This is a genomic window from Eilatimonas milleporae (genome assembly GCF_003688555.1).
GTDB lineage: Bacteria > Pseudomonadota > Alphaproteobacteria > Sphingomonadales > Kordiimonadaceae > Eilatimonas > Eilatimonas milleporae.
This window is the reverse complement of the sequence record NZ_REFR01000009.1, coordinates 523,245-545,212: the sequence shown is the minus strand read 5'-3', so window position 1 is coordinate 545,212 and position 21,968 is coordinate 523,245. Positions and strand designations below refer to the sequence as shown.

Genomic DNA, 21,968 nt, shown 5'->3' with positions numbered 1-21,968 from the left:
CTGCGGCCTCTTTGTTAGGCTTTACTGGAGTGAGGGCGCCGCGTCCAGCCCATGAAAGGCATCGATGTCAAAGGCAGCGCCGGTCCTGAAGGTCAGGGCGCCATCATGGCCGGCGGCAGCAACGGCATCGTGAAACAGCGGTTTCAGGTCGTCCATCAGAGCCGTCGGCAGGGCCGTCCCGCTGATCAGGGTCAGATCGAAACGGGGGCGGTCCCTGTCGCGGGCGATGCGGCCATCCAGCTGGATCGGTCCGAATTCGGAAAAGTCCACCTGAAGGATGAAATGTTTTGACGGCGATGCCTCGTCCCCGTCGTTATCCTTATCCGCATTGTCTTGTGTGTCCGCCGGCGGCTCATGGCGGACCAGCAGGGCGAGCAGAGGGGCCTGCCCGTCACGCAGATCGAACGGGAGAAGCCAGCGCTGCCAGTCGCCGACGGGCTCGCCGCCGCGTGACAAAAGGGTGCGCACATCCTCCCGCAACCGGGCGAGCAGTCCGTCCGCCCGACCGGCAAGCGCCTGTGCCGGCGCGTTACCGATCCACGTATCCGGTGCGCGGCCCATGGCGGCCAGCAAAAACAGCAGGCTGTTCACCAGACGGCCGCCGCCGGACGCTGTGCGGGCGGTCAGTGTGTCCTGAGCCGCCGGTGAGAGGCCTGCAAGTGCCTCATACCCCTCGCCCAGAGACGCAAGGCCAGGTCCCGTGGGCAAGGTGGCAGGGGGTGCTGCGGGCGTCGTTACCGCAGCAACGGTTTCCGTGAGGGCAGCAGACGGTGCGACGGCGAATTGGGTGGTGGTTGCCGCTGCGGGCAGGATGATCTGGATCGGATCGCCCTGCGCCGGTCTGACCGTGCCCGGCAATGTCAAGGTCAGCCGGCCGTGGGATGTTTCAATCTCCACATCGCTTTTCGGGCCTGTGCCGCTGAGAAAGGCGCGCAGCGTATGCATGCCCGAGACGATGCCTTCATGGATCAGCCCGGTGGGTTTTGCGGCGGTGCCGTCATCGTGGCGGCCGGGCGGGGGAAAAGCGATGTCGACACGCTGGCCCGACCCGTCGGGACGCGTCAGGCTGGCGCTGTAGTGCGGCAGTGGAGTAGCAGTCTCCGACCGGGCTGCCGGTGCCGGCTGGGTGTCTGCCGGCGTTGGACCTGAGGGCCGGGGTGATTTCGGCAGGCCGTCCGGCGGATCGATCAGCAGGGCCTGACCCACCATGGCGCTGGCAGCAGCGGTCGGCAGCATCAGCACCCCACGGGGCGTTTCCAGCCGCGCATAACCCGTCTGCGCCGTTTCCAGTGCCATGAGGGGCAGCGGCAATTGTTTTGTCTCCGACAGGCTGAGGGGGGTGAGCGACAGGCCTTCCGTCAGGGCCTGGGGAGGATAGGCGGTCACGGCGGGATCAATCGCCGTGACCCGGACTGTCTGTCCGTTCGCGGTGAAGGCCTGTACGGTTTCGCCCAATGCGCCCACCGGCTGCTGACCAGTACCGGCGACGGCGGCATAGGCACGCTGTATGTCCGGTTGAGTGCCGGCGGCAGGGGCCTGTTCGCGCGCGGCAATCAGTGTGGATAAATCCTGAGAAGAGACAGGCACGGTCGGATCGTGCGGGGTATCGGCAAGCGATACGCCGTGACCCGGTACCGGCTGTGAAGGGGCGGTCGGGCGCAGGGCGAGAGCGGGGTCATCCGTCCCCGTGGTCTCTGCATGCGAGAGGGTATGCGCCAGTGTTTCCGCTGATGGGGGGACACTGGGCGGCAAGGCATTTACAGGCAGTGCCGGATCGGGCAAGGGTGATGGCGGCGGTGTCACCGCATTGGCGTAGGAATGCCCGGTATCATGCAGGGCGATGACGATCAGGTTCAGCCTGACCGGCGGATCGACAGGCTGGCCGTTACGTGCAAGCAGATCGGCGGCGATGGTCCGGTCCGCCTCGCGGATTTCAAGGATCACGTCATCCCCGGCCCGCAGTCCCGCATCGGGTTTCAGCGCGAAGGTCGCGGTCTCGGTTACGATCAGGGGACGGCCTTCGGTGTCGAGACGATCGACGGGCCGCGCCAGACGGTCGCCAACCGTGACATGCGCGGTACTGGCGGCAATGGAAACGGCAGGATCGCGTGCGCCCGGGGTTTCATGGCCGCGTGCCGTTTTCGTGTTATCGTCGCCGCCGCTGTTTACATTGGATTGACGGGGACTGTGGCCCGTGCCCTGCGGACGTTCGCGCGGCTGTTCGCCCACATGGGTGACGCGGCGCACCGGACCGGGGCCGTCGGAGCCGTATATGTCGCTCACGACGCCGCCTTTGCCGTCGCGGCGCCGGGTAAGGTCTGACCAGGGCTAGACCAGTTTTGCCATAAGGCTTTCCACATCGGCGGCCGCCTCCGATTGCGGGTGGCGCGCAAGCAGTGGCACTTGCGCACGGATGGCGTCGGTAACGCGCCTGTCCGAGCGAATGATACCGGCAAGCGGCGGCGAAATCTTCAAAAAACCTTCGCACGCCCTTTTGATGGCCTGATAGACGCGGTCCCCGTCCTTGCGGTTTTCCGCATTGTTGACGACGATGCGGATATCCGATTTCGGATTGCGCATGACCGCGAGCTTGATAAAGGCATAGGCGTCGGTGAGCGATGTGGGGTCCGGGCTCATCACCACCAGAATTTCACCCTTGTGGGCGGACAGGGTGGTAACGGCGTTGTCGATACCGGCGGACAGATCCAGCAGAACCCTGTCATAGCGTGCCGCCGCCGCGATCAGGTCGCCGCGGATACGTTCCAGCATGGCCCGCGACAGATTGCCGAGCGCACCGGAACCGGACTTGCCGGGCACGACGTCAAACGATGTCTCGTCGGCGGCGGTGTACCTGGCAATGACATCATCCAGGGCCGCATCGCCGGCGATGACGGCGCCCAGATCCTGTTCCGGCGTCAAACCCAGTTGAATATCCACGTTGGCCAGACCCAGGTCACCGTCAAACAGCAGGACGCGCTTGCCTGTGCGTGCCAGGCTGTGCGCCAGCGTTACGGACAGCCAGGTCTTGCCGACACCGCCCTTGCCCGAGGCGATGGTGATCAGCTTGCGTTCGTTGCCGTTGCCCGAGGACGACCCCTTGTCCGCGAGCGGACTGGACGTGGACGCGTCGGGGCGGGAAGGACTGTTTGTCATGCGCTTTTGGTCCGTAAAGAAGCTGAGGCAAAGGGTTTCGGGGCAGACGGTTTCGGCAGGGCTGTCAGAAGCCGTGCAAGGGAAAGCGGCGCTGCGGCTTCCAGTCCTTCCGCCACGAAGGGACTGCGGCTGAAACCGGCCAGTGCCAGATACCCGGGCCGTGCCGCCATGATCAGATTGGCATAGCGCCGCGCGGCATCCAGACGTGTGGCAATAAAGCGCTGGCAGCCCATGCGTGCGAAAATACCAGCCATTTCCTGTGAGTCCAGCGGATCAAGACCCGCCGGCAGGATGAAAACGGGTTCAACATCAACCCGGTGGATGAATTTCAGCAGAGTTTCCAGTTCCTGAAGGTCGAACGGGTTGGTCCCCGGTGTGTCTATGATCGTCAGGTCGGCTTTGGTCCTGGCCTTGTCCTGGCTGAGCAACGCTTTCAGTTCGTCGGGCGTGTCGGCGGTGGAAACGGTCTGGCGCATCAACTGCGCGAAATGATCCAGCTGCTGGATTCCGCCGGCCTTGACCGTGTCGGTCGATATCAGCCGCACGCTCCGTTCATGCAGAAGGGCATCCGCCGTCAGCTTGGCGGCCGTGATCGTCTTGCCGGCACCGGGCGGGCCGACAAGCATGACCGGACGCGCATGAAAATCGGTCAGCGGGCTGAATTGAATGCAGGTTTCAAGAGCGACGGAAAAGGCTTCCGGCAGGCTGGCGGCATCCACGGCGTCTACGGCATCGCTGATCTGTCCGGCCGTGTCGAAGGGCAGCCCGTGATGGCTGAGAACGGCTTTGACGTCCGCCGTGTCAAATTCCCGTGTCGGCGGGACGGGATGCGCGATTTCAAAATCGGTGGGCGTTTGCACGGGTTCCGGCGCATGGTCCGGCGGAGCTTGCGTGATACCGTCCTCGATCGCGGCGGTGACGCGGACGCCTTTGACGTCCGGGCCCTCGTCGATCGAGATGATGATGGCATCCGGCCCCAGCTTGGCGCGGACCTGATCCATGACGTCCGCCATGATTTTGCCATGGAATGTCTTGAGCCGCATAACCGTTCAGTCCGTTCCCGTTATGTGTTCGGCCCGTGCGACCGGACCCGATTGATGAAGCAATGGCATTTGTCCGGCATGATGTACAGTCTTCAGCCGGCGGGGTTTTCAGTCAGCATATTTTCGGCCGTCCCATATGCATGGGGGTGACCGGTCATTCGGTTCCTTGTGTTCTAGACCTGTCCGAGCGTGCGGATCTTTGCCTGCGGGTGAATTTCGTTCTGGCTCATCACCACCGTGGCGGGGCGGAAGCGTTCGACGATGGATCGCACATAAGGCCGGACAAGCGGGCTGGTCAACAGGATCGGTGTCTGACCCCGTTCCGCCTGCTGATCGAAGACAATGCGCACGGCATTGATAAATTCCTGCAAGCGCGAGGGCGCCATGGCCAGTTGACGGTCTTCGCCCTGACCCACCAGACTTTCGGTAAAGGCCTGCTCCCATTCCGGTGACAGGGTTACGAGCGGCACGAAACCGTCAGGGGTGGCATGGGCGGCGCAAAGCTGGCGGGCCAGCCGGGTGCGCACATGCTCGGTGATCTGCACGATATTCTGGGTGAAGCCCGTGGCCTCGGCGATGCCTTCCAGAATTGTCGGCAGGTCGCGAATGGACACCCGTTCGGCCAGAAGAGCCTGGAGTGCCCGCTGTATGCCCGACGCGGTGATCTGATTGGGCACGATGTCGCCCAGTAGTTTCTGGTGTTCCTGCCCGATGTCCTCCAGCAGTTTCTGCGTCTCCGCATAGGACAGGAGTTCCGCCATATTGTCCTTGATCACCTCGGTCAGATGCGTGGTGACGACGGTTGCCGCGTCGACAACCGTGTATCCGCGGAAGGACGCCTCTTCCTTGGCGCCGCTGTCCACCCATGTGGCCGGCAGGCCGAAGGCGGGTTCGGTGGTGTTCTCACCGGGCAGTTCGACGGGACGGCCTTGGGGGTCCATGACCAGCAGCATGCCGGGCCGGACGTCGCCGCGTCCCACTTCGGTCTCCTTGACGCGGATGACATAGGTGTTGGAGGGCAGCTGCATATTGTCGAGAATACGCACCGACGGCATGACGAAGCCCATCTCGCTTGCCAACTGGCGGCGCAGCGCCTTGATCTGGTCGGTCAGGCGGAAACCGCTGTCGTCATTGATCAGGGTGAGCAGACCGTATCCCAGTTCAAGCCGCAACTGGTCGATGGCAAGGGCGGCGCTGATGGGCTCTTCCGCCGGCGCGGCTTTCTTTTGCGCGTCGGCCTTGGCGGTTTCGGCATGAACTTCCCGTTCCCTGTTCTTGCGCCCGACCGCATAGGCCGTGTAGCCGAGCGCGCCCGACAACAAACCGAACGGCAGCAGGGGGATGCCCGGCAGCAACCCCATGCCCAAAAGCAGGACGGACGATACGCCGAGCGCCCGTGGATAGCCGGTCAACTGACGGAACAGCAGCTTGTCCGTCTGACCTTCCACACCGGCTTTCGTGACCAGAAGGCCGGCGGAGGTGGAAATGATCAGCGCCGGGATCTGCGAGACCAGACCATCCCCCACCGTCAGAATGGTGTAGCGGTTGAGGGCGTCCATGAACGACATGTCATTGATGACAACGCCGAGAACGATTCCGCCGACAATATTGATCAGCGTGATCAGAATGCCGGCAATGGCGTCACCCCGGACAAATTTGGCCGCACCGTCCATGGACCCGAAAAACGCACTTTCGTCCTGTAATTCCTGACGGCGCTTTTTGGCCTCGTCCTCGCTGAGGAGGCCGGCGGACATATCTGAGTCAATGGCCATCTGCTTGCCGGGCATGGCATCCAGACTGAAGCGGGCGGCGACTTCCGCGATCCGTGTCGACCCGCGTGTGATGACCATGAAATTGACGATCACCAGGATGGCGAAGACGATGATGCCGATCACCACCTGACCGCCCATGAGAAATTCACCAAAGGCCTGAATGACCTTGCCGGCGGCGTCCGGCCCCCTATGCCCTTCCGACAGGATCAGACGTGTGGAGGCCACGTTGAGCGACAGTCTGAGCATGGTCGCAACCAGCAGAATGGTTGGAAAACTGCTGAGGCCAAGGGGTTTTTCGATGAAGAGAACCGTCATCATCACCATGACGGCAAAGGTAACGGATGAGGCAAGCCCCAGATCGAGCAGCCACGACGGCATGGGCGCGATCATCATCAAAAGAATCAGGACGAAGCCGAATGCGAACAGGATATCGGACCGGCCGCCGCCGCCCGACAGCAGCGCGCCCAGATCGCCGAGACCGCCGCCGCCGGAGGGCGCGCCGGTTCCGCCGTCAGAGGCCTGGCCTGATGCCGTATCGCTCATGCGCCTTTGCCTTTACCCATGGTTATCGCATTCCTGCCGCGTCCATACCGCCTGGGATGCCCGACCGGTCATCCGGTCAAGCGTCCCTTTTCGCGGCGGCCGGACCGGGGGCATGTCTAGACGGGTGCCCGCTGGCCACCGTCCCCCGGCTGGGGCACGGTCACCCCTTCCGTCTGGTACTGGTTCAGCTTGTTCCGCAGCGTGCGGATGGAAATCCCCAGGATATTGGCGGCGTGCGTCCTGTTGCCGAGGCAGTGTTTCAGCGTGTCTATGATCAGGTCCCGTTCGACTTCGGCGACGGTCTTGCCAACGAGGGTGGCCCCGCTCTCTTCCCCCTGATGGGAGGCGGTGTCCGCAGCCGCACCGTCGGTATCCGGACTTCCGCCGTTTTGCGTCAGAGTGTCCGGTGCCATCAGATTGCCGCTGGCGTCCGGCAGCATGATGGCGGCGGCCTCGATGGCATCGCCCGTTGCCAGCAATACGGCCCGGTGCATGGCGTTTTCAAGTTCCCGCACATTACCCGGCCATGTGTGCGCGGTCAGTGCTTTGAACGCATTTTCCGACAATTGCCGTGCGGGAACCTTGTTCATTTCGGTGTATTTTTCGACGAAAAATTCCGCCAGGGCCTTTACGTCCGCCGGGCGCTGGCGCAGGGGCGGCACTTGCAGATTGACCACATTCAGACGGAAGAACAGATCTTCGCGGAACGTGCCGGCCTTCACCTCCTCCTGCATCTTGCGGTTCGAGGTGGCGATGATGCGGATATCGACATTGACCGGTTTCGAACCGCCGACCCGGTCGATCTGGCGTTCCTGGATGGCGCGCAGCAGTTTGGCCTGCAGGCGGATGTCCATTTCCGATATTTCGTCCAGCAGCAGGGTGCCGCCGTCGGCTTCCTCGAACTTGCCGATCCGGCGGGCGACGGCGCCGGTGAAGGCCCCTTTTTCATGGCCAAACAGCTCGGATTCCAGAAGGTTTTCGGGAATCGCGGCACAGTTGACGGCGACAAAGGGCTTGTTGGCGCGCCGGCTTTTCTGGTGCACGAAACGAGCCATCACTTCCTTACCCGTTCCGGACTCGCCGGTGATCAGGATGCTGGCTTCCGACGGGGCAACCTGTTCGGCGAGGGCGGCGACATTTTTCATGATCGGGTCGCGGTAGATGAAGGGCTGGTCGTCTTCGGCCACGGCTTCGAGAACGGCGGCAATCAGTTCGGCGTCCGGCGGCAGAGGGATATATTCCTTGGCACCGCCACGGATGGCGGCGGCGGCCACCTTGGGGTCCGTGCCGATGCCGCAGGCCACCACCGGAATTGAAAAATGTTCCGTACGCAGCCGCGGGATCAGGGCGGGAATATCGAGTATGACCTCGACCATCAACAGGTCGGCACCCCGGCTGCGCAGAATTTTCAGAGCAGCGTCAGTGTCCGGGGCATGTGTCACCTGGGCGCCCCGTTCCATCGCCATCTGGCTGGCCGCGCCAAGCTGACCTTCCAGGGTCCCGACTATAAGCAATCGCATTCTATGTCTCCGTCCTACTCCGTGTGTCCCCGGCTGAACCCGCCGCGCGTCCTATCGGAAAAAGCTCACGCGCTTTGCCGGGGGCAGGATCGTGTTCAGCAGCATTTCCAGCCGCCTTGGGTTTTCCTTGCGTCCGATCGAGGTGGCGCCCATGGCATACAGATTGTTGACGAGCGCTTCTTCCGCGGTGCAGTGCTCGGTTTTTGCCGCGAGCGGGATAAAAACGAGATGCGCCAGCACCGCACCGTAAAAGGTGGTGAGAAGGGCAATGGCCATGGCCGGACCGATTTCCGATGGATTGTCCAGATTGCCCAGCATCTTGACCAGGCCGATGAGGGTACCGATCAGCCCCATGGCCGGGGCCACATCGCCCGCGCGGCGCAGGAAGTCGACGGCCCGCATGTGCCGGGCAGACGTGGAGCCGGCTTCGCGCCTCATCATCTGCTCGATCTCTTCAGCCGGGGCACCGTCGATGACGAGCTGGAGCGCCTGGGCTAGAAAAGGCGTGTCCTTCAGGCGCGGCAGCAACCGTTCAAGGATCAGAAAGTCGTTATGCTTGCGCGCCTCGACGGCGATTTTCAGGATACGGACGGCTTCCATCGACGGATCGCGCTGGCCGTGGCGCAGCAATGTCCAGATATTGGCCGGAATTTCGAGCATTTCATCCCAGCGGAAACTGATGGCGGTGACCGCGATGGTACCGAAGACAACGATGAGCAGGCCCTGAAGATTGAAAAAACCCAGCAGTGATCCATCGATGACAATCGCCGCGATGATCAGAAGAAAGGCCGCAATCATACCGCTGAGCGTGCTCATGTGCCTGTTTCGTCCCTGCCTGTTGTGCCGGCCCGTCGCGCAGGACCCGAAGGTCCTGCGATAGCGGACCCGTCAGCGCCCCGAGGAGCCGTCCAGCTTGATGATCTCGGTCATGGTGACGCCGAGATGTTCCTCCACCAGCACGACCTCTCCGCGGGCCACCAGCCGGTTGTTGACATAGATGTCGATCGCCTCGCCGACCTTGCGGTCCAGTTCCACCACCGCGCCGGGCGCCAGTTTCAGCAAATGGCTGACCTCAAGGGTGGATTTTCCCAAGACGGCCTGTACGGTGACGGGTACATCGAAAACGGGTTCCAGTTCAGCGGCTGAGCGGACCGTTTCATTGTCCTTGCGGGCCAGTTCCGGCCCTTCCGAAGTCTGCTGGTTCAGGTTTTCCAGCCCGACCTCGCCGGAATTGTCGGTTTCGTCAGCCATTTCGGGTCTCCTTCACACCCGGCCGTCGCGGGCCGGGCGGTGCCTGATCCTCCGCCGTCATGCGGCGGTATCCTTTTGTTCGACCGCTGTGTCACCGGCGGTGCCGCCGCCGTTGACGAACCGGTGCACCAGGGTCTCGATTTCCTTTTCCACATCGGCCTGGCGGCGTTCGACACCGCCATCGTCCCATTCAAGATGGCAATCGCCGCAGGCGAAGTCCGCATCGCCGCGAACGTCGATCGCACCGGAAAAGCGTGTCTCCGTTTTTAATGCATCCAGCCGTTCCTTCAAGGGGCCTGCAAGGGCCTCGCTGACGGTCAGGGCCAGGCGGCTGTCCCTTTTCACGGTTGCCAGAATGTCGCGGGCCAGCCGTTCGACATCCTCGACCGCATATTTGTCGAGAAGACTGCGGGCAAGCCGCCTTGCCATCGCCAGCGCCAGTTCCGCCATCTGCGTTTCCAGCCGGGCTTCCAGTTCCGCGCGGCCCTGAAACAGTCTGCCGGCGGCATCGAAGACCCGCTCAAGGGTTTGCGCCATGGCGGCCTCGATCTCCTGATGGGCCCTGGCATGACCGGCGGCCGCGCCTTCTTCATAGGCCCTCATGCGGGCTTCTTCGGCCTGCTGTCGCAGGGTTTCTATGTCCTCCTCATAACGGGATTTGGCACCGCCGTCGAAAGCCTGGTCGAATGTGAATTTTACTGGGTCGGACATATGACGATCTATACTCTCTATACCCTGAATGCTTTGGCGGCTCAGTAAATGAGCTCATCCTCTCCCTTGTTGTCGGACAGAAGGATTTCGCCGGCTTCGGCGAGGTCCTTGGCTTTGTTCACCATTTCCATCTGGGCTTCATCCACGTCACGCAGCCTGACGGGACCCATGGCTTCCATATCCTCGCGCAGGATTTTCGCGGCGCGTTCGGACATATTGGAGAAGAACAGGTCGCGCAGCGTGTCCGAGGCCCCTTTCATGGCCAGGGCCAGACGATCCTTGTCCACATTCCTGAGCAGCGTCTGCACGCCGGACGGGTCCAGTTTCGCCAGGTCCTCGAAGGTGAACATCAGCGCGCGGATGCGTTCCGCCGAATCCCTGTTGCGGTCTTCAAGCGCGGACAGGAAGCGGCTTTCGGCACTGCGGTCGAGAAAATTGAAGATTTCCGCGATGGTCTCATGGCTGTCGCGCTGGCTGGTGCGGGCCAGATTGTTCATGAATTCGACCCTGAGCGTCTGTTCCACCTTGTCCAGAATGTCCTTTTGCACCGATTCCATACGCAGCATTCGCATGATGACTTCCATGGAAAAGTCTTCCGGCAGGACGGACAGGACGCGGGCAGCGTGTTCCGGCTTGATCTTCTGAAGGACCACGGCCACGGTCTGGGGGTATTCGTTTTTCAGATAGCTGGCCAGGACCACTTCGTTCACATTGCCCAGCTTGTCCCACATGGTGCGGCCGGCGGGACCGCGGATTTCGTCCATGATCTGATGCACGCGGTCGTCGGGCAGCAGTTTGCGCAGCAGGCGTTCTGTGTTGTCAAAAGACCCGTTCAGTTTGCCAACGGTGGAGACCATCGAGGCAAATTCCACAAACAGTTCCTCGACCGCATCGGCGGAGACCGGACCCAGCTTGGACATATGCTGGGACAGTTCCTTGACCTCGTCATCCGTCAGCAGTTCCCAGATGCCCCGGCCGTGTTCCTCGCCGATGGCCAGCATGAAGGCCGCAGCCTTTTGCGGGCCGCTCATTTTAGCGACTTCTGCGATTTCGATTTGTGTGTCCACCGCGTTTCTCTTGCCTGTTTCTGTCCGTATGCGGGGGAGCGGCCCCCGATGTGGTTTCCGGGTTTCCGGCCCGCCGGTTTCTCACGGCGACCGGGGGGTGCGCGGCGTCATGCCTTATTCGGCATAAAGCCAGTTTCTGACAATCGCTACGGAATCATCCGGGCTGGACCGGACAATCTCCGACACCTTTTTGACGGCTGAATCCTGAATCTGGCCTTCGACCTGGGCCATGTCGATCCGGCTGTCGGTGGCCAAGCGGTCCGCGCTGAGGGCGCCGGATTCCCGGGCGGCGCGGACGAGGGCCTGTGCCTCTGTGTCGCCGGCCGCCGCGCGTTCCATGATTTCCGCCGAAACCCCGCTGGGGCCGGCAATGGCCGGGGTGTGTTCTCCCTGCGGTTCAATCTGCGCCGGGTCCATGGGCGGCGGGGCTTCCGGAATGGCCTCGACGATGCGAGCGACCAGGGGACGCACCACCGTCAGCAGGACCAGAACGGCGACAAGGATCAGCCCGCTGACTTGCAGCAACTGGAAAACATCCTGTTTGTTGAAGCCGAACAGATTGAAGACCTGTTCCTGTTCCGCCAGGGGCGCGGGATCGGCAAAGCGCATGGACTGCACGGTGATGGCGTCGCCGCGATCTTCATCGAAAGGAATGGCGGTGAGCACAAGCTCGCGGAATTGTTCGATTTCGTCTTCCGTGCGGTCGCTGTAGCTTGTGGTCAGCCCTGTTTCGTCGAATTCGCGGATGCCGTCGATCAGAACGGCCACGCGCAATTGGCGGATCTGGCCGGGTTCGCGGACGGTGACGGATTCGGTTTTGGAATTTTCGAAATTGGTGACTTCCTCCGACCGGCTGCTGCGGCTGCCCTCGGCATTCTGGGGTGGTGCCGCCGTCGGCAGATTGTTGCCGACGGTGACATTGCCGCCCACGGAATCGATTTCGGAATTTTCCTCCTCGGTCAGTGTCTGCGACAGGACCACCTGATTGTCGGGATCGAAGCTGGTCTGGCTCAGGGTCGTACGGCTCATGTCTATGTCCAGCGACACCTCCGCCCGCACCCGGCCATTGCCCACGCGGCTTGAGATCAGGCTTTCAATCTTGTCGCGGAACAGACGTTCCTTGGCCAGCCGGGCTTCTTCAAGATTTGAGAAGTTGGCGAGGTCCCTGTCCTCGGCCCCGTCGGAGAGAAGGCGCCCGGACGTGTCGGTGATGGTGACGCGTTCCGGTGACAGGCCGGGCACGGCCGAGGCAACGAGGGACTGGATCGCCTCGACCTGCGGGCGGCCGACACTGCCCCGTGTGCGCAGCATGATGGAGGCCGAGGGCTGCGGCGCGTTCCGCATCAGGGGACGGCGTTCCGGCATGACGATATGAACGCGGGCTTCCGCGACGGACTGGAGATATTTGATGGTGCGGGACAGTTCTCCCTCGACCGCGCGGACGAAGTTGACGTTGAGCTCGAAACTGGTGCGCCCGAAACTGCCTTCCTGATCGAAAATTTCCTTGCCGACGACACCGCCGCTGAGCCCGTCGCCCGCCAGCACCAGCCGCAGCCTGTCGACCTGATCGCGCGGCACGCTGATGACGCGACCGCCCCCCGATGTCTCGTAGGGGATGCCTTCCGATTCCAGTCGCGTGGCGATCTGCGCCCCGTCGGACGGTTCGATGTCGGAATAAAGGACCGTCATCGGCGATGTCTGCAACTGGCCGATAATCAAACCGAAAAACAGCACGGAAATGGCCGCGCCCACGCCGATCATGATGATCCGCGCGGTGCCCAGGTTCCGCATGAACTGAAGAAAGGTTTCCACGTTAATCCTCGCTTACGGGGGCGATGTTCCGTGCGGTGCCGTGCCCGGTCCGTTTATCAGTTGTCACACGCAGGCCTTTGCTTGCTGAATGACCGGACCCTTTAACCGTCGGTCCGATCATAGAAACCCTGTACTTGCGAAACTTTATACGGGCACTGCGTAAACGCTTGGTTAAATCTAGGCAATAATTGCCTAATCGGTGTACCGAAAGCCCGGTTGACGGGAAAAGGCATGAAATCGTCGCATACTGCAACATAGCCCCGTGTCCGCCATTCGGGTTTTCCCTACACAAACAGGGACCGCTGCGCTGCATAAGGGGCGGTGTCCGAGGCACGGGGTCTGTCACGAGCCTTGCGGCGGCATGCGGTTTCGTTGCCGGGTTGCGCGCAGTCCGGCGGGGTCCTGACGATCCACCGCGTCCTGCCAGGACAGAAATTCCTCGACGCTGAGAGCGTAGCGCCTGCATGCGTCATCCAGTGTCAAAAGGCCGCCGCGAACCGCAGCAACGACCTCGGCCTTGCGGCGGATGACCCAGCGCTCGGTATCGGTTTTCGGCAGCGTGTCCAGTGTCAGCCGGCGGCCGTTGGGGCCTGGAACATATGGCGCCGATGATTTTCCGGTCGGGTGCGGCATAAGAAACCCTGCAGATCACAGTTCGGTCATGCGTGTGCGGTGCTGGTGTCATGTATGTGATGTGAACTATGTCTGCTGTGGCCCGTCAGGGCAAAATATGCTGATGAACTTTATTAAAACCCTAATAAAACCTTCTGACGAAGGCGTGAGGGGACGGCGGTTGCGGGACCTGTCGCCGTGGGCCGGTCATGTCCGTCATGCCGCCCGGTTATCAATCCATATTCCTGACCGTATGCCTAAACCGTATGCCCGGCCGTATTCCGTACCCGTCCGGTGGCGGGCCGGTGGGCTGTGTCCGGATGGGAGCGGTCCGGTGTGATTCCGGCCGGGAATCGGCGTTTTCACGACCGCCGGGAAAACGGGTTTTCCTCCATGTGATAAAGGCTGTTTTCCCCCTTGTAATCGGTGGGGAAATTGCGCATATGCATGCGCGTCCGAGGCGCGCACGTGCCACGACCCCACAACCGCGCGGCTTCGAGCCATGAATGTGGATGGCCGGAGACCGCCCGCAGACTGCCATGGGGTACGGGTAACGACGCAAATCGTCCTTTGATAATGGCGGCGCCATGATTTCGGTGCCGGTTGATTGAAGGGATTTGCCCGTGAACCCGAAAATTTGCCATGCGCGCCGCGCAATTCACATATCGTCCGACCATATATTCCCCGGCACAAGGCGGAATTTTCTGTCGCAGGGTCATTGCCGCTATTTTGCCTTTGTCGGCAAATTGACCCACGTGCGCGCGCGTCCCCAGGCATAAAGGGGCGCGCATGAGGAGGCCGTTGCCTCCGCCGCTTTCCGAATCAAAAACCTTGCGGTCCGGCTGCGATGTCTTCGCGGTCCATATATTTGGTCCTGATCGCTGAACCCGATTGTTAGACAAGGGCGACATGCCATGTCCCTTCTGATGCCTTTGGCCCGGTTGGACCGGGCGGAAAATGCGGTTCATGACGGCTTATTGCCGTTGACGCTGCCGGAAGACGGTCTTGACTGGGCGCTGGCCGATCTGCCGCGTTCTCCGGACGAAAACGCTGCCGTGCGGGATCATATGCAGGATGATCCGCTGCACCTGCTGTACCCTGACCGGGTGGTGGACCGGGCGCGGTTTTTTGTCGAACGGTTCCGGGGCAAGGTCCTGTATGCGGTCAAGGCCAATCCGTCACCGGCGGTGCTGCGCCTGGCATGGCTGGGCGGTGTGCGGGCTTTCGATGTGGCATCCATCCGCGAGGTCCGGTTGGTCCGCGCGGTCCTGCCCCGGGCCGTGCTGTACTTCATGCATCCCGTCAAGTCGCGGCCGGCGATCCGCGAGGCCTACGGGCTCGGCGTGCGGGCCTTTGCCTTTGACGGTCCGGACGAACTGGCCAAGATCATGGAAGAAACCGGCGGGGCCCGCGACCTGTCGCTGTTCCTGCGGATGAGCCGTGACAGCGGCGCGGCGGCCTATGATCTGTCCGGGAAGTTCGGCGCCGCGCCTGCGCAGGTGCCGGCTCTGCTGGGCGCGGCGCGGCCGTTCGCGGCCCGTCTGGGGCTGTGTTTCCATCTGGGGTCGCAGTGCATGGACCCGCTGTCCTATGCGCGGGCGCTCAGCGAAGTGGCCGCCCTGATTGACAGGGCGGGTGTGCCTGTCGATGCGCTTGACGTCGGCGGCGGTTTTCCCGTGACCTATCCCGGCATGACGCCACCGCCCCTTGAGGCGTATCTGGATGCGATCAGCCGGACGGCCGAGGCGGTCGGCTTGCGCGACATGCCCCTGCTGTGCGAGCCCGGCCGCGCCTTGGTGGCCCAAGCCGGCAGCGTTCTGGCCCGTGTCGAGATGCGGCGGGGCCGGGCGCTGTATCTGAATGACGGCACCTATGGCAGCCTGTTCGACGCCGGCCAGCCGGCATGGCCGTTTCCCGTGACACTGAAACCGTCGGACGGCCGTGCGGTGCTGTGCGACGAAGAGCCGTTTGAGCTGTTCGGCCCCACTTGTGACAGCCTGGACCATATGAAGGGGCCGTTTTATCTGCCGTCCTGCGTGCGCGAGGGCGACCTGATCCGGTTCGCCCATCTGGGCGCATACGGGCAGGCCATGCAAACCCGTTTCAATGGATTTTATTCCGACACACTGGTCGCCGTCGGCCCCTGAAGCCATGGCGACCAGGGCATTTTTACCCCGATTTGAGGAAACCGAGATGTCTGAAGCACCCACCGAGACCGCCGCGCCGGCCCCGCAAGGCCCGGGCGGCAATGAAAAAGCGGCCCTTTTGTCCACCCCGGTCGAACATTTCGACATCAAGCAGTTTGACGCCCGGCCTCTGATCGACGCGATGGAGAAAATGTCCTTCACATCGCGCGATACCGCCCGTGCCGCCCGCATTCTGAACCGGGCGCTGGAGGACCGGGACTGTTCCGTCATCCTGACGCTGGCGGGATCGACCTCGGCCGCCGGCTGCATGCATGTCTACCGCGATCTGGTCGAGGCCGGGATCGTCGATGCAATCGTCGCCACCGGGGCGTCCATCGTCGACATGGACTTTTTCGAGGCGCTGGGCTTCAAACATTATCAGGGCGATGCCTTCATGGACGACGGACGTCTGCGCGACCTGTATATCGACCGCATCTACGACACCTATATCGATGAGGAAGAGTTGCAGGCCTGCGACCATACCATCAAGGAAATTGCCGACAGCCTGGAGCCCCGCGCCTATTCCAGCCGGGCGTTCATCCACGAGATGGGCCGTTGGCTGAAGGATAACGCGAAAAAGCGCGGCAGCCTGATCGAGGCCTGTTTCGACCATAATGTGCCCATTTTCGTGCCGGCGTTTTCCGACTGTTCGGCCGGCTTCGGCCTGGTGAAACATCAGGTGGAACGGCCGGGCGCGCATATGACCATCGACAGCGTCGCCGATTTCCGCGAGCTGACGGATATCAAGATCGCCGCGGGCACCACGGGCCTGTTCATGGTCGGTGGCGGGGTACCGAAAAATTTCGTGCAGGATACGGTGGTGTGTGCCGAAATTCTTGGCAAAGAGGCGGAAATGCACAAATACGCCGTTCAGGTCACCGTGGCGGACGTGCGCGACGGGGCCTGCTCGTCATCGACGCTGAAGGAGGCGTCAAGCTGGGGCAAGGTGGACACGGTTTTTGAACAGATGGTCTATGCCGAGGCAACGACGGTGGTGCCGCTGATCGCGTCCGACCTGTATCACCGCGGCGCCTGGCAGGGCCGCCCGCGACGCAATTTCGCCAAGCTGTTTCAGGAATAGCCGGATGCGCGCGCCCTTTCCCCTGATGGCCCCAGCAGACGGCTTTCTCGGTCTGGCGGAAGAGGATGCCGCCGATTTCGACAGCGCGCGGGCCGTGGTCGTGCCCTACGGTCTGGAAGCCAGCGTTTCCTACGGCGGCGGCACGGCGCAGGGCCCGGCCGCGATGATTGCCGCCAGCCATGAGGTCGAGCTGTTCGACGAGGATTTGTGGCGCGAACCGTTCCGCGATATCGGTATCGTCACCGTTGACGAACCGCCGGTGGACGGCCGGGACATACCGGCGGCACTGGACCGGCTGGCCCATATGACGGAGACCCTGCTGTCGGCGGGTAAGTTTCCGTTTGTCTTCGGTGGGGAGCATGCCATCACGCCGGGGGCCATCCGCCCGTTTCTGGACCGATATGACGATTTGATCGTTCTGCATTTCGATGCCCATGCGGATTTGCGCGACGGGTATGAGGGCGAGCATTATTCGCACGCCGCAGCCCTGCGGCGGGTTCTCGACCATCCGGGGGTCGAGCTTGTCAGTGTCGGTATCCGCAATATTTCGGCGGAGGAAATTCCCTTTCTGGAGGCCAACCGTCACCGTATCCGCATCCACTGGGGCAAGGACCGCGATGCCTGGCGGGTGGACGAAATCGTCACGCCGCTGAAAGGGCGCCCGGTTTATCTGACCTTTGACCTGGACGGATTTGACGCGTCCCTGATGCCGGCGACCGGCACGCCCGAGCCGGGCGGCCTGTTCTGGAACGATGCCATGGCCATCATCAAGGCGGCGTCTGCCGCTGGGACCATTGTCGGCGCCGATATAAACGAGCTGGCGCCGATCAAGGGATATCATGCCGCCGATTTTCTGGCGGCGAAGCTGGCCTATAAAATTCTGGCGTATGCGTTCGACGGGCGGGCGCCGTGATGCGGGTGCGCTGGCGCTCGGGACTGAATATGACGAAAGCGGGCCGGACTGTTTTGTCCGGCCCGCTTTTTTGAGACTGCCGTTTTTTGAGACTGACTGCGAAAAAGTGGTCTTGATCGTCCGCCTGGCCTAGATCAGCCGGGTCAGTTCCTCCAGAACCTCATCCGATGTGGTGATGATCCGGGTTGAGGCGGAAAAGGCCCGCTGCACCTTGATCAGCTCGGCGAATTCATTGGCGAGATCGACGGTGGACTGTTCCAGGGAATTGGGTGAAATCCGTCCCGCGCCGCCGGTCCGGGCCCGGATGAAGCTGAAATCCCCGGAACTGTCGGAGGCGGCAAAGGCGTTGCCCTGGCGGCGCTGCATGCCGTCGGGGTTGGGCAGGGTCGCCACCGGCAGTTTGAAGACATTGCGGAACAGACCGTTCTCAAACAGGGCGAAGACATCGCCGTTTTCATCGATCCGGATCCCGTCGACACCGCCGAAGGCAGCCCCATCCACGTTCGAGGATGACAGGGCCGACGGTTCCACCCCCTGGGTCAGACCATCACGCAGGCCGTCCGTGCCGAAGTCGAAAACGACGGAGGCCGTATCGACTTCAATGACCGAATTGTCGAATGTGATGTCGATGCCCGCGCCGCTGCCCAGAACGTCCGTGGTCGCTGTATTGCCCTGGAAAAGCTGGCTGTTCCCCAGGTCCAGCGTGCCGTCGGTATTGAAGGAGATTTCACCGTTCGCAATCAGGCCGTTCGGATGGTTGGTACCGTCAAGCTGTGTCGGATCGGCGGCATAAATCTCAAGTGCCCAGGTGTTGGCGGCGGTCTTGGCGAAACCGAAATTCACCGTGATGGCACGGCCCTGGCTGTCAAAAATCTGTACATTGGTTTCGAAATCGGGCGTGGCCGCGTTCGTCGTGGTGGTCGGATCGTTGTTGCGCGCCATGGCGCCGACACCGCCCGCGCCGATAGCGGTGGCATAGGCGGTGTTGACGGCGCCGGTGCCCTGTAGGTTGGCTTCGATCGAGACCGACGTGGTTGCCTGCGCCAGTCCGTTGAACTGGTTGACGTTGATCGGTTGCAGTTCGCTCGGGTCATTCAGATTGACCGGCAGGTTGCCCTGGCTGTCGACAGGCCAGCCCAGCAGCGCCAGCCCGGCCGTGTTGCGCAGGAACCCTTCCGGATCCTGCTGGAAGCTGCCGGCGCGGGTGAAGAGCAGTTCGCCTGTCTGGTCATTGGCGTTGTCCGCGTCCCGCACGACAAAGAAGCCGGCCCCGTCCACGGCGATATCGGTCGGCGAGGCGGATGGTTGTAGCAACCCCTGCCGGCTGACCAGTGTGTCGCTGAACCCGCGCACGCCGCCCGGTGAATAGCTGGTGATGGCGTTTGTTTCCGTGACCAGGGTGGAGAAACGCGAACGGGTCTCCTTGTAGCCGACGGTGTTCACATTGGTAATATTGTCGGCGATGACGCCGATGCCTTCCGAGAAGGCCTGCAGACCGGATACGCCGGCCGCGAGGGCACTAAATGCCATGGTTTCAGTCTCCTGTTACTCTTTCGCGTGTCATGGTCATTTTCGCCTTCTGCTGTTGCCCTGGGCGGGTGTCTCAACCGCGCCGGGCGATGCCGGTCCATTCTCGGTCCGGCCTAACATGTTCTTTTCGCGCCTATTGTGTCAGGATCAGGCGCAGAATTTCATCCTGTGTGACCCGGGTGGAGCCCACGGTGAAGAAGGGCACGCCGCCGCTCATATCGATTTCCCGGATGATTTCGGCGGCAAAAACCTCATTGCCGATATTGGCGCCGTCGGCGGTTGTGGTCTCGACCTCAAGGGAATAGCTGCCCGGCGGCAGAACATTGCCTTCGGTGTCCCGGCCGTCCCAGTGGAAGACATGGCGGCCCTCGGGCAGGGCGCCCGGCGTCTCGAAGACTGTCTCGCCGTCGGCGTTCATCACTCTCAGCGTGGAAATGTCCGCAGTGCCGGCCAGCTGGTATTCCCAGGTCGCCCCGGTTTCAAGATGGTCGGCGATGTTGCTGTCGATGACCGCACCCCGGCCCAGGAAAGAGGCCATGTTCGCCGTGGTGGCGGCATTCAGTTGCGCACTGAGCAGTTCCAGGTTCTGGTTCGTCTGGATCTGTTGTTCAACCCCGCTGAATTGCACCAGCTGGTCGGTGAATTCATTGGTATCGAGCGGGTCGAGCGGGTCCTGATTTTCCAACTGGGTCGTCAGAAGGCTCAGGAATGTCTCGAAATCATTCGCAATGCCGAGCGTCGATTGCTGGCTGCGGCTGACGGGCTGCGCGAAATTGGTGCCTGTAATTTCCATCGGTCCTGTCCTTGCCTGTCCCTTAAACCCTGACGTCCACACCGGTTTCCGGTGTCACCGCGTCGAGAATGGCGTCGAGCGGGATGGTTTCGCCGGTATCGCCGGCGGCGCCGTTTCCATCAGCCCCGTTTCCGTCAGCCCCTGCGGTCTCGGCGTCATCATCGCCGTCAAGGCCGAGCGAGGCGGCGATCCGGTGCCGCTGTTCTTCCATGCGTTCCGCCTGAACCAGTTCGGTGAAGCTGCGGCCGGCGCTTTGCCCGCCATCCTTGTCGAGACCAAGGTCGATGCCGCCGTCCAGCTTGTGGCCGCCTGCCTCCAGCGCCCGTTCAAGCCCGCGCAGGTCGCGCTGCAACAGGTCCAGCGTTTCCGGGCGCTGCACCAGAACCTGGGCACGGATGGTGCCGCTGTCGCTGAATTGCAGGCGTACCATCAGCTTGCCCAGTTCCGGCGGGTCGAGCCGCATGGTGAATTCCTGCCGCCCGTCGGAAACGGCACGGCTGATATGGGCGTTTAACTGCTGCGACACCTGCGAGCCGAGCGAGGGGGACGGCCGCGCGCCGAACAGGCGCTGGCCCATCAGGGGATCCGCCTCGCCGTTCAGGCTGCTGAGGCCGCCGCCGATGGGGCCGAACGGCTGGCTGTCGCTGAAGCCTGCCAGCCGCTCCGGCGTCAGCGGTGTTTGCGCGGCGCCGGCCGGGTTCGGCTGTGGTTGGACCGGTGTGGGCGGTACGGGGGTGAGTTTGGCGTCCACGGCACCGCCGGTTCGCGTGGCGTCGGCCGTACCGCCGGTACCGTGACCTGACGCAATGATGGCCGTGCGTTTGGCGCCTGCCAGCGATGCGGGCCGCTGGGCGGTCTTTGTCGCAGCGGTTTGGCTCGTACCGGTTTGGGCCGCGCCGGCCTGACCGGCAGCGCTGGCGGCAGTGCCTGATGCGGCCTGTGTCGTCTGTGCGGTTTCGCCGGTGCCGTCGGTTTTTGCCGTTTTACCGTCGTGTGCCGACTGCTGTGCGGCGCCCTGTGCCTGTGCCGTACCCGGTGCCTGTGCATCCTGTACCGGATTTGCGGCTGCCTGGGTTGAAACGGTCCGGGGCGAAACGGTCTGGGCCGGGGTGATCTGGGCTGGGACGGTTTGTTCCTGAGGTATCGATGTTTGGGGCACCTGCGCCGCGCTGGACGGGGCTGTCTGTGCCTTATGGGGCTGTGTGCCCGGTGCCTCTTCCCCGGAGGCTTGTGCCGCGGCCGTCTGAGTGCCGCCGGATGTGCCTGCCGGTGTCTGTGCCTGAACCGTCCCTGCTTGTGACGCCTGCGTGGCCGCACTGTCTGTAGCCTGGCGGCCCTGCGTTGTCGCGGGTACGGCCTGTTCGCTGGCTGTTACAGCCCCTGAGTGGGTTGTGCCTCCGGTCGTGAATGCCGGGTCCGCAGCCGTGGCGGATGGGGTGTCGTGTGCCGTCAGGGACGGGTTTCCCGCCACGGTGGCGGCAGTGTCTGACTGTGTTTCTGTCCCTGTTGCGGAGGCCGCCGGGGTCGCGCCGGGTGTATCCTGCGCGCTCTGTGCCGCCGGTCCGTCGGTGGTGGCATCGGCTGATGGGGCGTGCCCGTCCGTGCTGTTTCGTTCTATACCGCGACCGCGCCGGGGTTCTGACGCCGCATCGGCGTCACGCCTGTCCGCATCGCGGGTGTCGGTATCGCGGGCATTGCGGCTGTCGTCATCCCTGTTGCGGGCGGTCGATCTGTCGTCTTCGTATTTGTCGCCTTTGGACGCCCTCGTATCCCTGCGGTTGTTTTCTTCCGTCCTGTCCGCATCGAGAAATGCGGAAAAAGGCTCGACGCCCTGAACGGCGCTGTTGCCGGCGCCCGATTTGCGGTCGCCCGTCCGGGGCGCGAAAAAGTCCAGAATGTCGATGGCAGAGGTCATGCCGGTATCCGTCGCCTTGTCCTGTCGGTCGGTCCGCGACCGGCACGCAGGCCGGTCCGGAGACCA

At 62.8% G+C, this 21,968-nt stretch carries 17 protein-coding genes; 3 read left to right on the top strand and 14 right to left on the bottom strand.

Going from position 1 to position 21,968, the window contains the following annotated elements; all coding sequences use genetic code 11:
* Positions 1-21: 21 nt before the first annotated feature.
* The 11 genes from BXY39_RS03175 to sciP form a co-directional block, all read right to left on the bottom strand.
* The gene (locus BXY39_RS03175) at positions 22-2,283 is read right to left on the bottom strand and encodes a hypothetical protein (protein ID WP_121937367.1); all 2,262 of its coding nucleotides are present in this window, start codon (positions 2,281-2,283) and stop codon (positions 22-24) included.
* Between the two features lie 45 nt (positions 2,284-2,328).
* Complete coding sequence (locus tag BXY39_RS03170) at positions 2,329-3,153, bottom strand: MinD/ParA family protein (protein WP_121937366.1); 825 nt, start codon at positions 3,151-3,153, stop codon at positions 2,329-2,331.
* A complete protein-coding gene (locus BXY39_RS03165) occupies positions 3,150-4,166 on the bottom strand; it encodes a flagellar biosynthesis protein FlhF (protein WP_170163587.1) in 1,017 nt (338 codons plus the stop codon). Before BXY39_RS03165 ends, BXY39_RS03170 begins: the two co-directional genes overlap by 4 nt.
* 203 nt (positions 4,167-4,369) lie before the next feature.
* Positions 4,370-6,511, bottom strand: a complete 2,142-nt coding sequence (flhA, locus tag BXY39_RS03160) for a flagellar biosynthesis protein FlhA (protein ID WP_121937364.1) — start codon at positions 6,509-6,511, stop codon at positions 4,370-4,372.
* 116 nt (positions 6,512-6,627) lie between these two features.
* Complete coding sequence (gene flbD, locus BXY39_RS03155) at positions 6,628-8,031, bottom strand: sigma-54-dependent transcriptional regulator FlbD (RefSeq protein WP_121937363.1); 1,404 nt, start codon at positions 8,029-8,031, stop codon at positions 6,628-6,630.
* Between the two features lie 51 nt (positions 8,032-8,082).
* Positions 8,083-8,847, bottom strand: a complete 765-nt coding sequence (locus BXY39_RS03150) for a motility protein A (protein ID WP_121937362.1) — start codon at positions 8,845-8,847, stop codon at positions 8,083-8,085.
* Between the two features lie 72 nt (positions 8,848-8,919).
* Positions 8,920-9,282, bottom strand: coding sequence for a flagellar motor switch protein FliN (fliN, locus tag BXY39_RS03145; protein ID WP_121937361.1), 363 nt, complete (start codon positions 9,280-9,282; stop codon positions 8,920-8,922).
* A gap of 57 nt (positions 9,283-9,339) precedes the next feature.
* On the bottom strand, positions 9,340-9,993 hold the full coding sequence (locus tag BXY39_RS03140) for a FliH/SctL family protein (RefSeq protein ID WP_121937360.1): 654 nt from the start codon (positions 9,991-9,993) through the stop codon (positions 9,340-9,342).
* 41 nt (positions 9,994-10,034) lie between these two features.
* Positions 10,035-11,024, bottom strand: a complete 990-nt coding sequence (fliG, locus tag BXY39_RS03135; protein WP_342779419.1) for a flagellar motor switch protein FliG — start codon at positions 11,022-11,024, stop codon at positions 10,035-10,037.
* A 150-nt stretch (positions 11,025-11,174) separates the two neighbouring features.
* Complete coding sequence (gene fliF / locus BXY39_RS03130) at positions 11,175-12,872, bottom strand: flagellar basal-body MS-ring/collar protein FliF (protein ID WP_121937359.1); 1,698 nt, start codon at positions 12,870-12,872, stop codon at positions 11,175-11,177.
* A 342-nt stretch (positions 12,873-13,214) separates the two neighbouring features.
* Entirely contained in the window at positions 13,215-13,505 is a 291-nt protein-coding gene (gene sciP / locus BXY39_RS03125) for a CtrA inhibitor SciP (RefSeq protein ID WP_121937358.1), read from the bottom strand.
* A gap of 893 nt (positions 13,506-14,398) precedes the next feature.
* Here sciP and BXY39_RS03120 point away from each other — a divergent pair.
* From BXY39_RS03120 to speB, 3 genes are read left to right on the top strand one after another with little or no spacing between them, the layout of a single operon-like run.
* Positions 14,399-15,631: a type III PLP-dependent enzyme gene (locus BXY39_RS03120; RefSeq protein ID WP_121937357.1), complete on the top strand. Its 1,233-nt coding sequence runs from the start codon at positions 14,399-14,401 to the stop codon at positions 15,629-15,631.
* A gap of 46 nt (positions 15,632-15,677) precedes the next feature.
* Positions 15,678-16,751: a 1,9-bis(guanidino)-5-aza-nonane synthase gene (locus BXY39_RS03115; protein WP_121937712.1), complete on the top strand. Its 1,074-nt coding sequence runs from the start codon at positions 15,678-15,680 to the stop codon at positions 16,749-16,751.
* 4 nt (positions 16,752-16,755) lie between these two features.
* Positions 16,756-17,664 (top strand): agmatinase, encoded by a 909-nt coding sequence (gene speB, locus BXY39_RS03110; protein ID WP_121937356.1) that lies wholly within the window; start codon positions 16,756-16,758, stop codon positions 17,662-17,664.
* A gap of 129 nt (positions 17,665-17,793) precedes the next feature.
* On the opposite strand, the gene BXY39_RS03105 is transcribed toward speB, so the two are convergent.
* From BXY39_RS03105 to BXY39_RS03095, 3 genes are all read right to left on the bottom strand, one after another.
* On the bottom strand, positions 17,794-19,194 hold the full coding sequence (locus BXY39_RS03105) for a flagellar hook protein FlgE (RefSeq protein ID WP_121937355.1): 1,401 nt from the start codon (positions 19,192-19,194) through the stop codon (positions 17,794-17,796).
* A 133-nt stretch (positions 19,195-19,327) separates the two neighbouring features.
* Positions 19,328-19,987 (bottom strand): flagellar hook assembly protein FlgD, encoded by a 660-nt coding sequence (locus BXY39_RS03100; protein WP_121937354.1) that lies wholly within the window; start codon positions 19,985-19,987, stop codon positions 19,328-19,330.
* A gap of 22 nt (positions 19,988-20,009) precedes the next feature.
* Positions 20,010-21,902, bottom strand: a complete 1,893-nt coding sequence (locus BXY39_RS03095; RefSeq protein ID WP_121937353.1) for a flagellar hook-length control protein FliK — start codon at positions 21,900-21,902, stop codon at positions 20,010-20,012.
* Positions 21,903-21,968: the final 66 nt, after the last annotated feature.

Bases quoted from the DNA above. Each gene is read 5' to 3' on its own strand.
- BXY39_RS03170 (WP_121937366.1), bottom strand. From the start codon at position 3,153: ATGACAAACAGTCCTTCCCGCCCCGACGCGTCCACGTCCAGTCCGCTC.
- BXY39_RS03165 (WP_170163587.1), bottom strand. From the start codon at position 4,166: ATGGCGGACGTCATGGATCAGGTCCGCGCCAAGCTGGGGCCGGATGCC.
- flhA (WP_121937364.1), bottom strand. From the start codon at position 6,511: ATGAGCGATACGGCATCAGGCCAGGCCTCTGACGGCGGAACCGGCGCG.
- flbD (WP_121937363.1), bottom strand. From the start codon at position 8,031: ATGCGATTGCTTATAGTCGGGACCCTGGAAGGTCAGCTTGGCGCGGCC.
- BXY39_RS03150 (WP_121937362.1), bottom strand. From the start codon at position 8,847: ATGAGCACGCTCAGCGGTATGATTGCGGCCTTTCTTCTGATCATCGCG.
- fliN (WP_121937361.1), bottom strand. From the start codon at position 9,282: ATGGCTGACGAAACCGACAATTCCGGCGAGGTCGGGCTGGAAAACCTG.
- BXY39_RS03140 (WP_121937360.1), bottom strand. From the start codon at position 9,993: ATGTCCGACCCAGTAAAATTCACATTCGACCAGGCTTTCGACGGCGGT.
- fliG (WP_342779419.1), bottom strand. From the start codon at position 11,024: ATGAGCGGCCCGCAAAAGGCTGCGGCCTTCATGCTGGCCATCGGCGAG.
- sciP (WP_121937358.1), bottom strand. From the start codon at position 13,505: ATGCCGCACCCGACCGGAAAATCATCGGCGCCATATGTTCCAGGCCCC.
- BXY39_RS03120 (WP_121937357.1), top strand. From the start codon at position 14,399: ATGTCCCTTCTGATGCCTTTGGCCCGGTTGGACCGGGCGGAAAATGCG.
- BXY39_RS03115 (WP_121937712.1), top strand. From the start codon at position 15,678: ATGTCTGAAGCACCCACCGAGACCGCCGCGCCGGCCCCGCAAGGCCCG.
- speB (WP_121937356.1), top strand. From the start codon at position 16,756: ATGCGCGCGCCCTTTCCCCTGATGGCCCCAGCAGACGGCTTTCTCGGT.
- BXY39_RS03105 (WP_121937355.1), bottom strand. From the start codon at position 19,194: ATGGCATTTAGTGCCCTCGCGGCCGGCGTATCCGGTCTGCAGGCCTTC.
- BXY39_RS03100 (WP_121937354.1), bottom strand. From the start codon at position 19,987: ATGGAAATTACAGGCACCAATTTCGCGCAGCCCGTCAGCCGCAGCCAG.
- BXY39_RS03095 (WP_121937353.1), bottom strand. From the start codon at position 21,902: ATGACCTCTGCCATCGACATTCTGGACTTTTTCGCGCCCCGGACGGGC.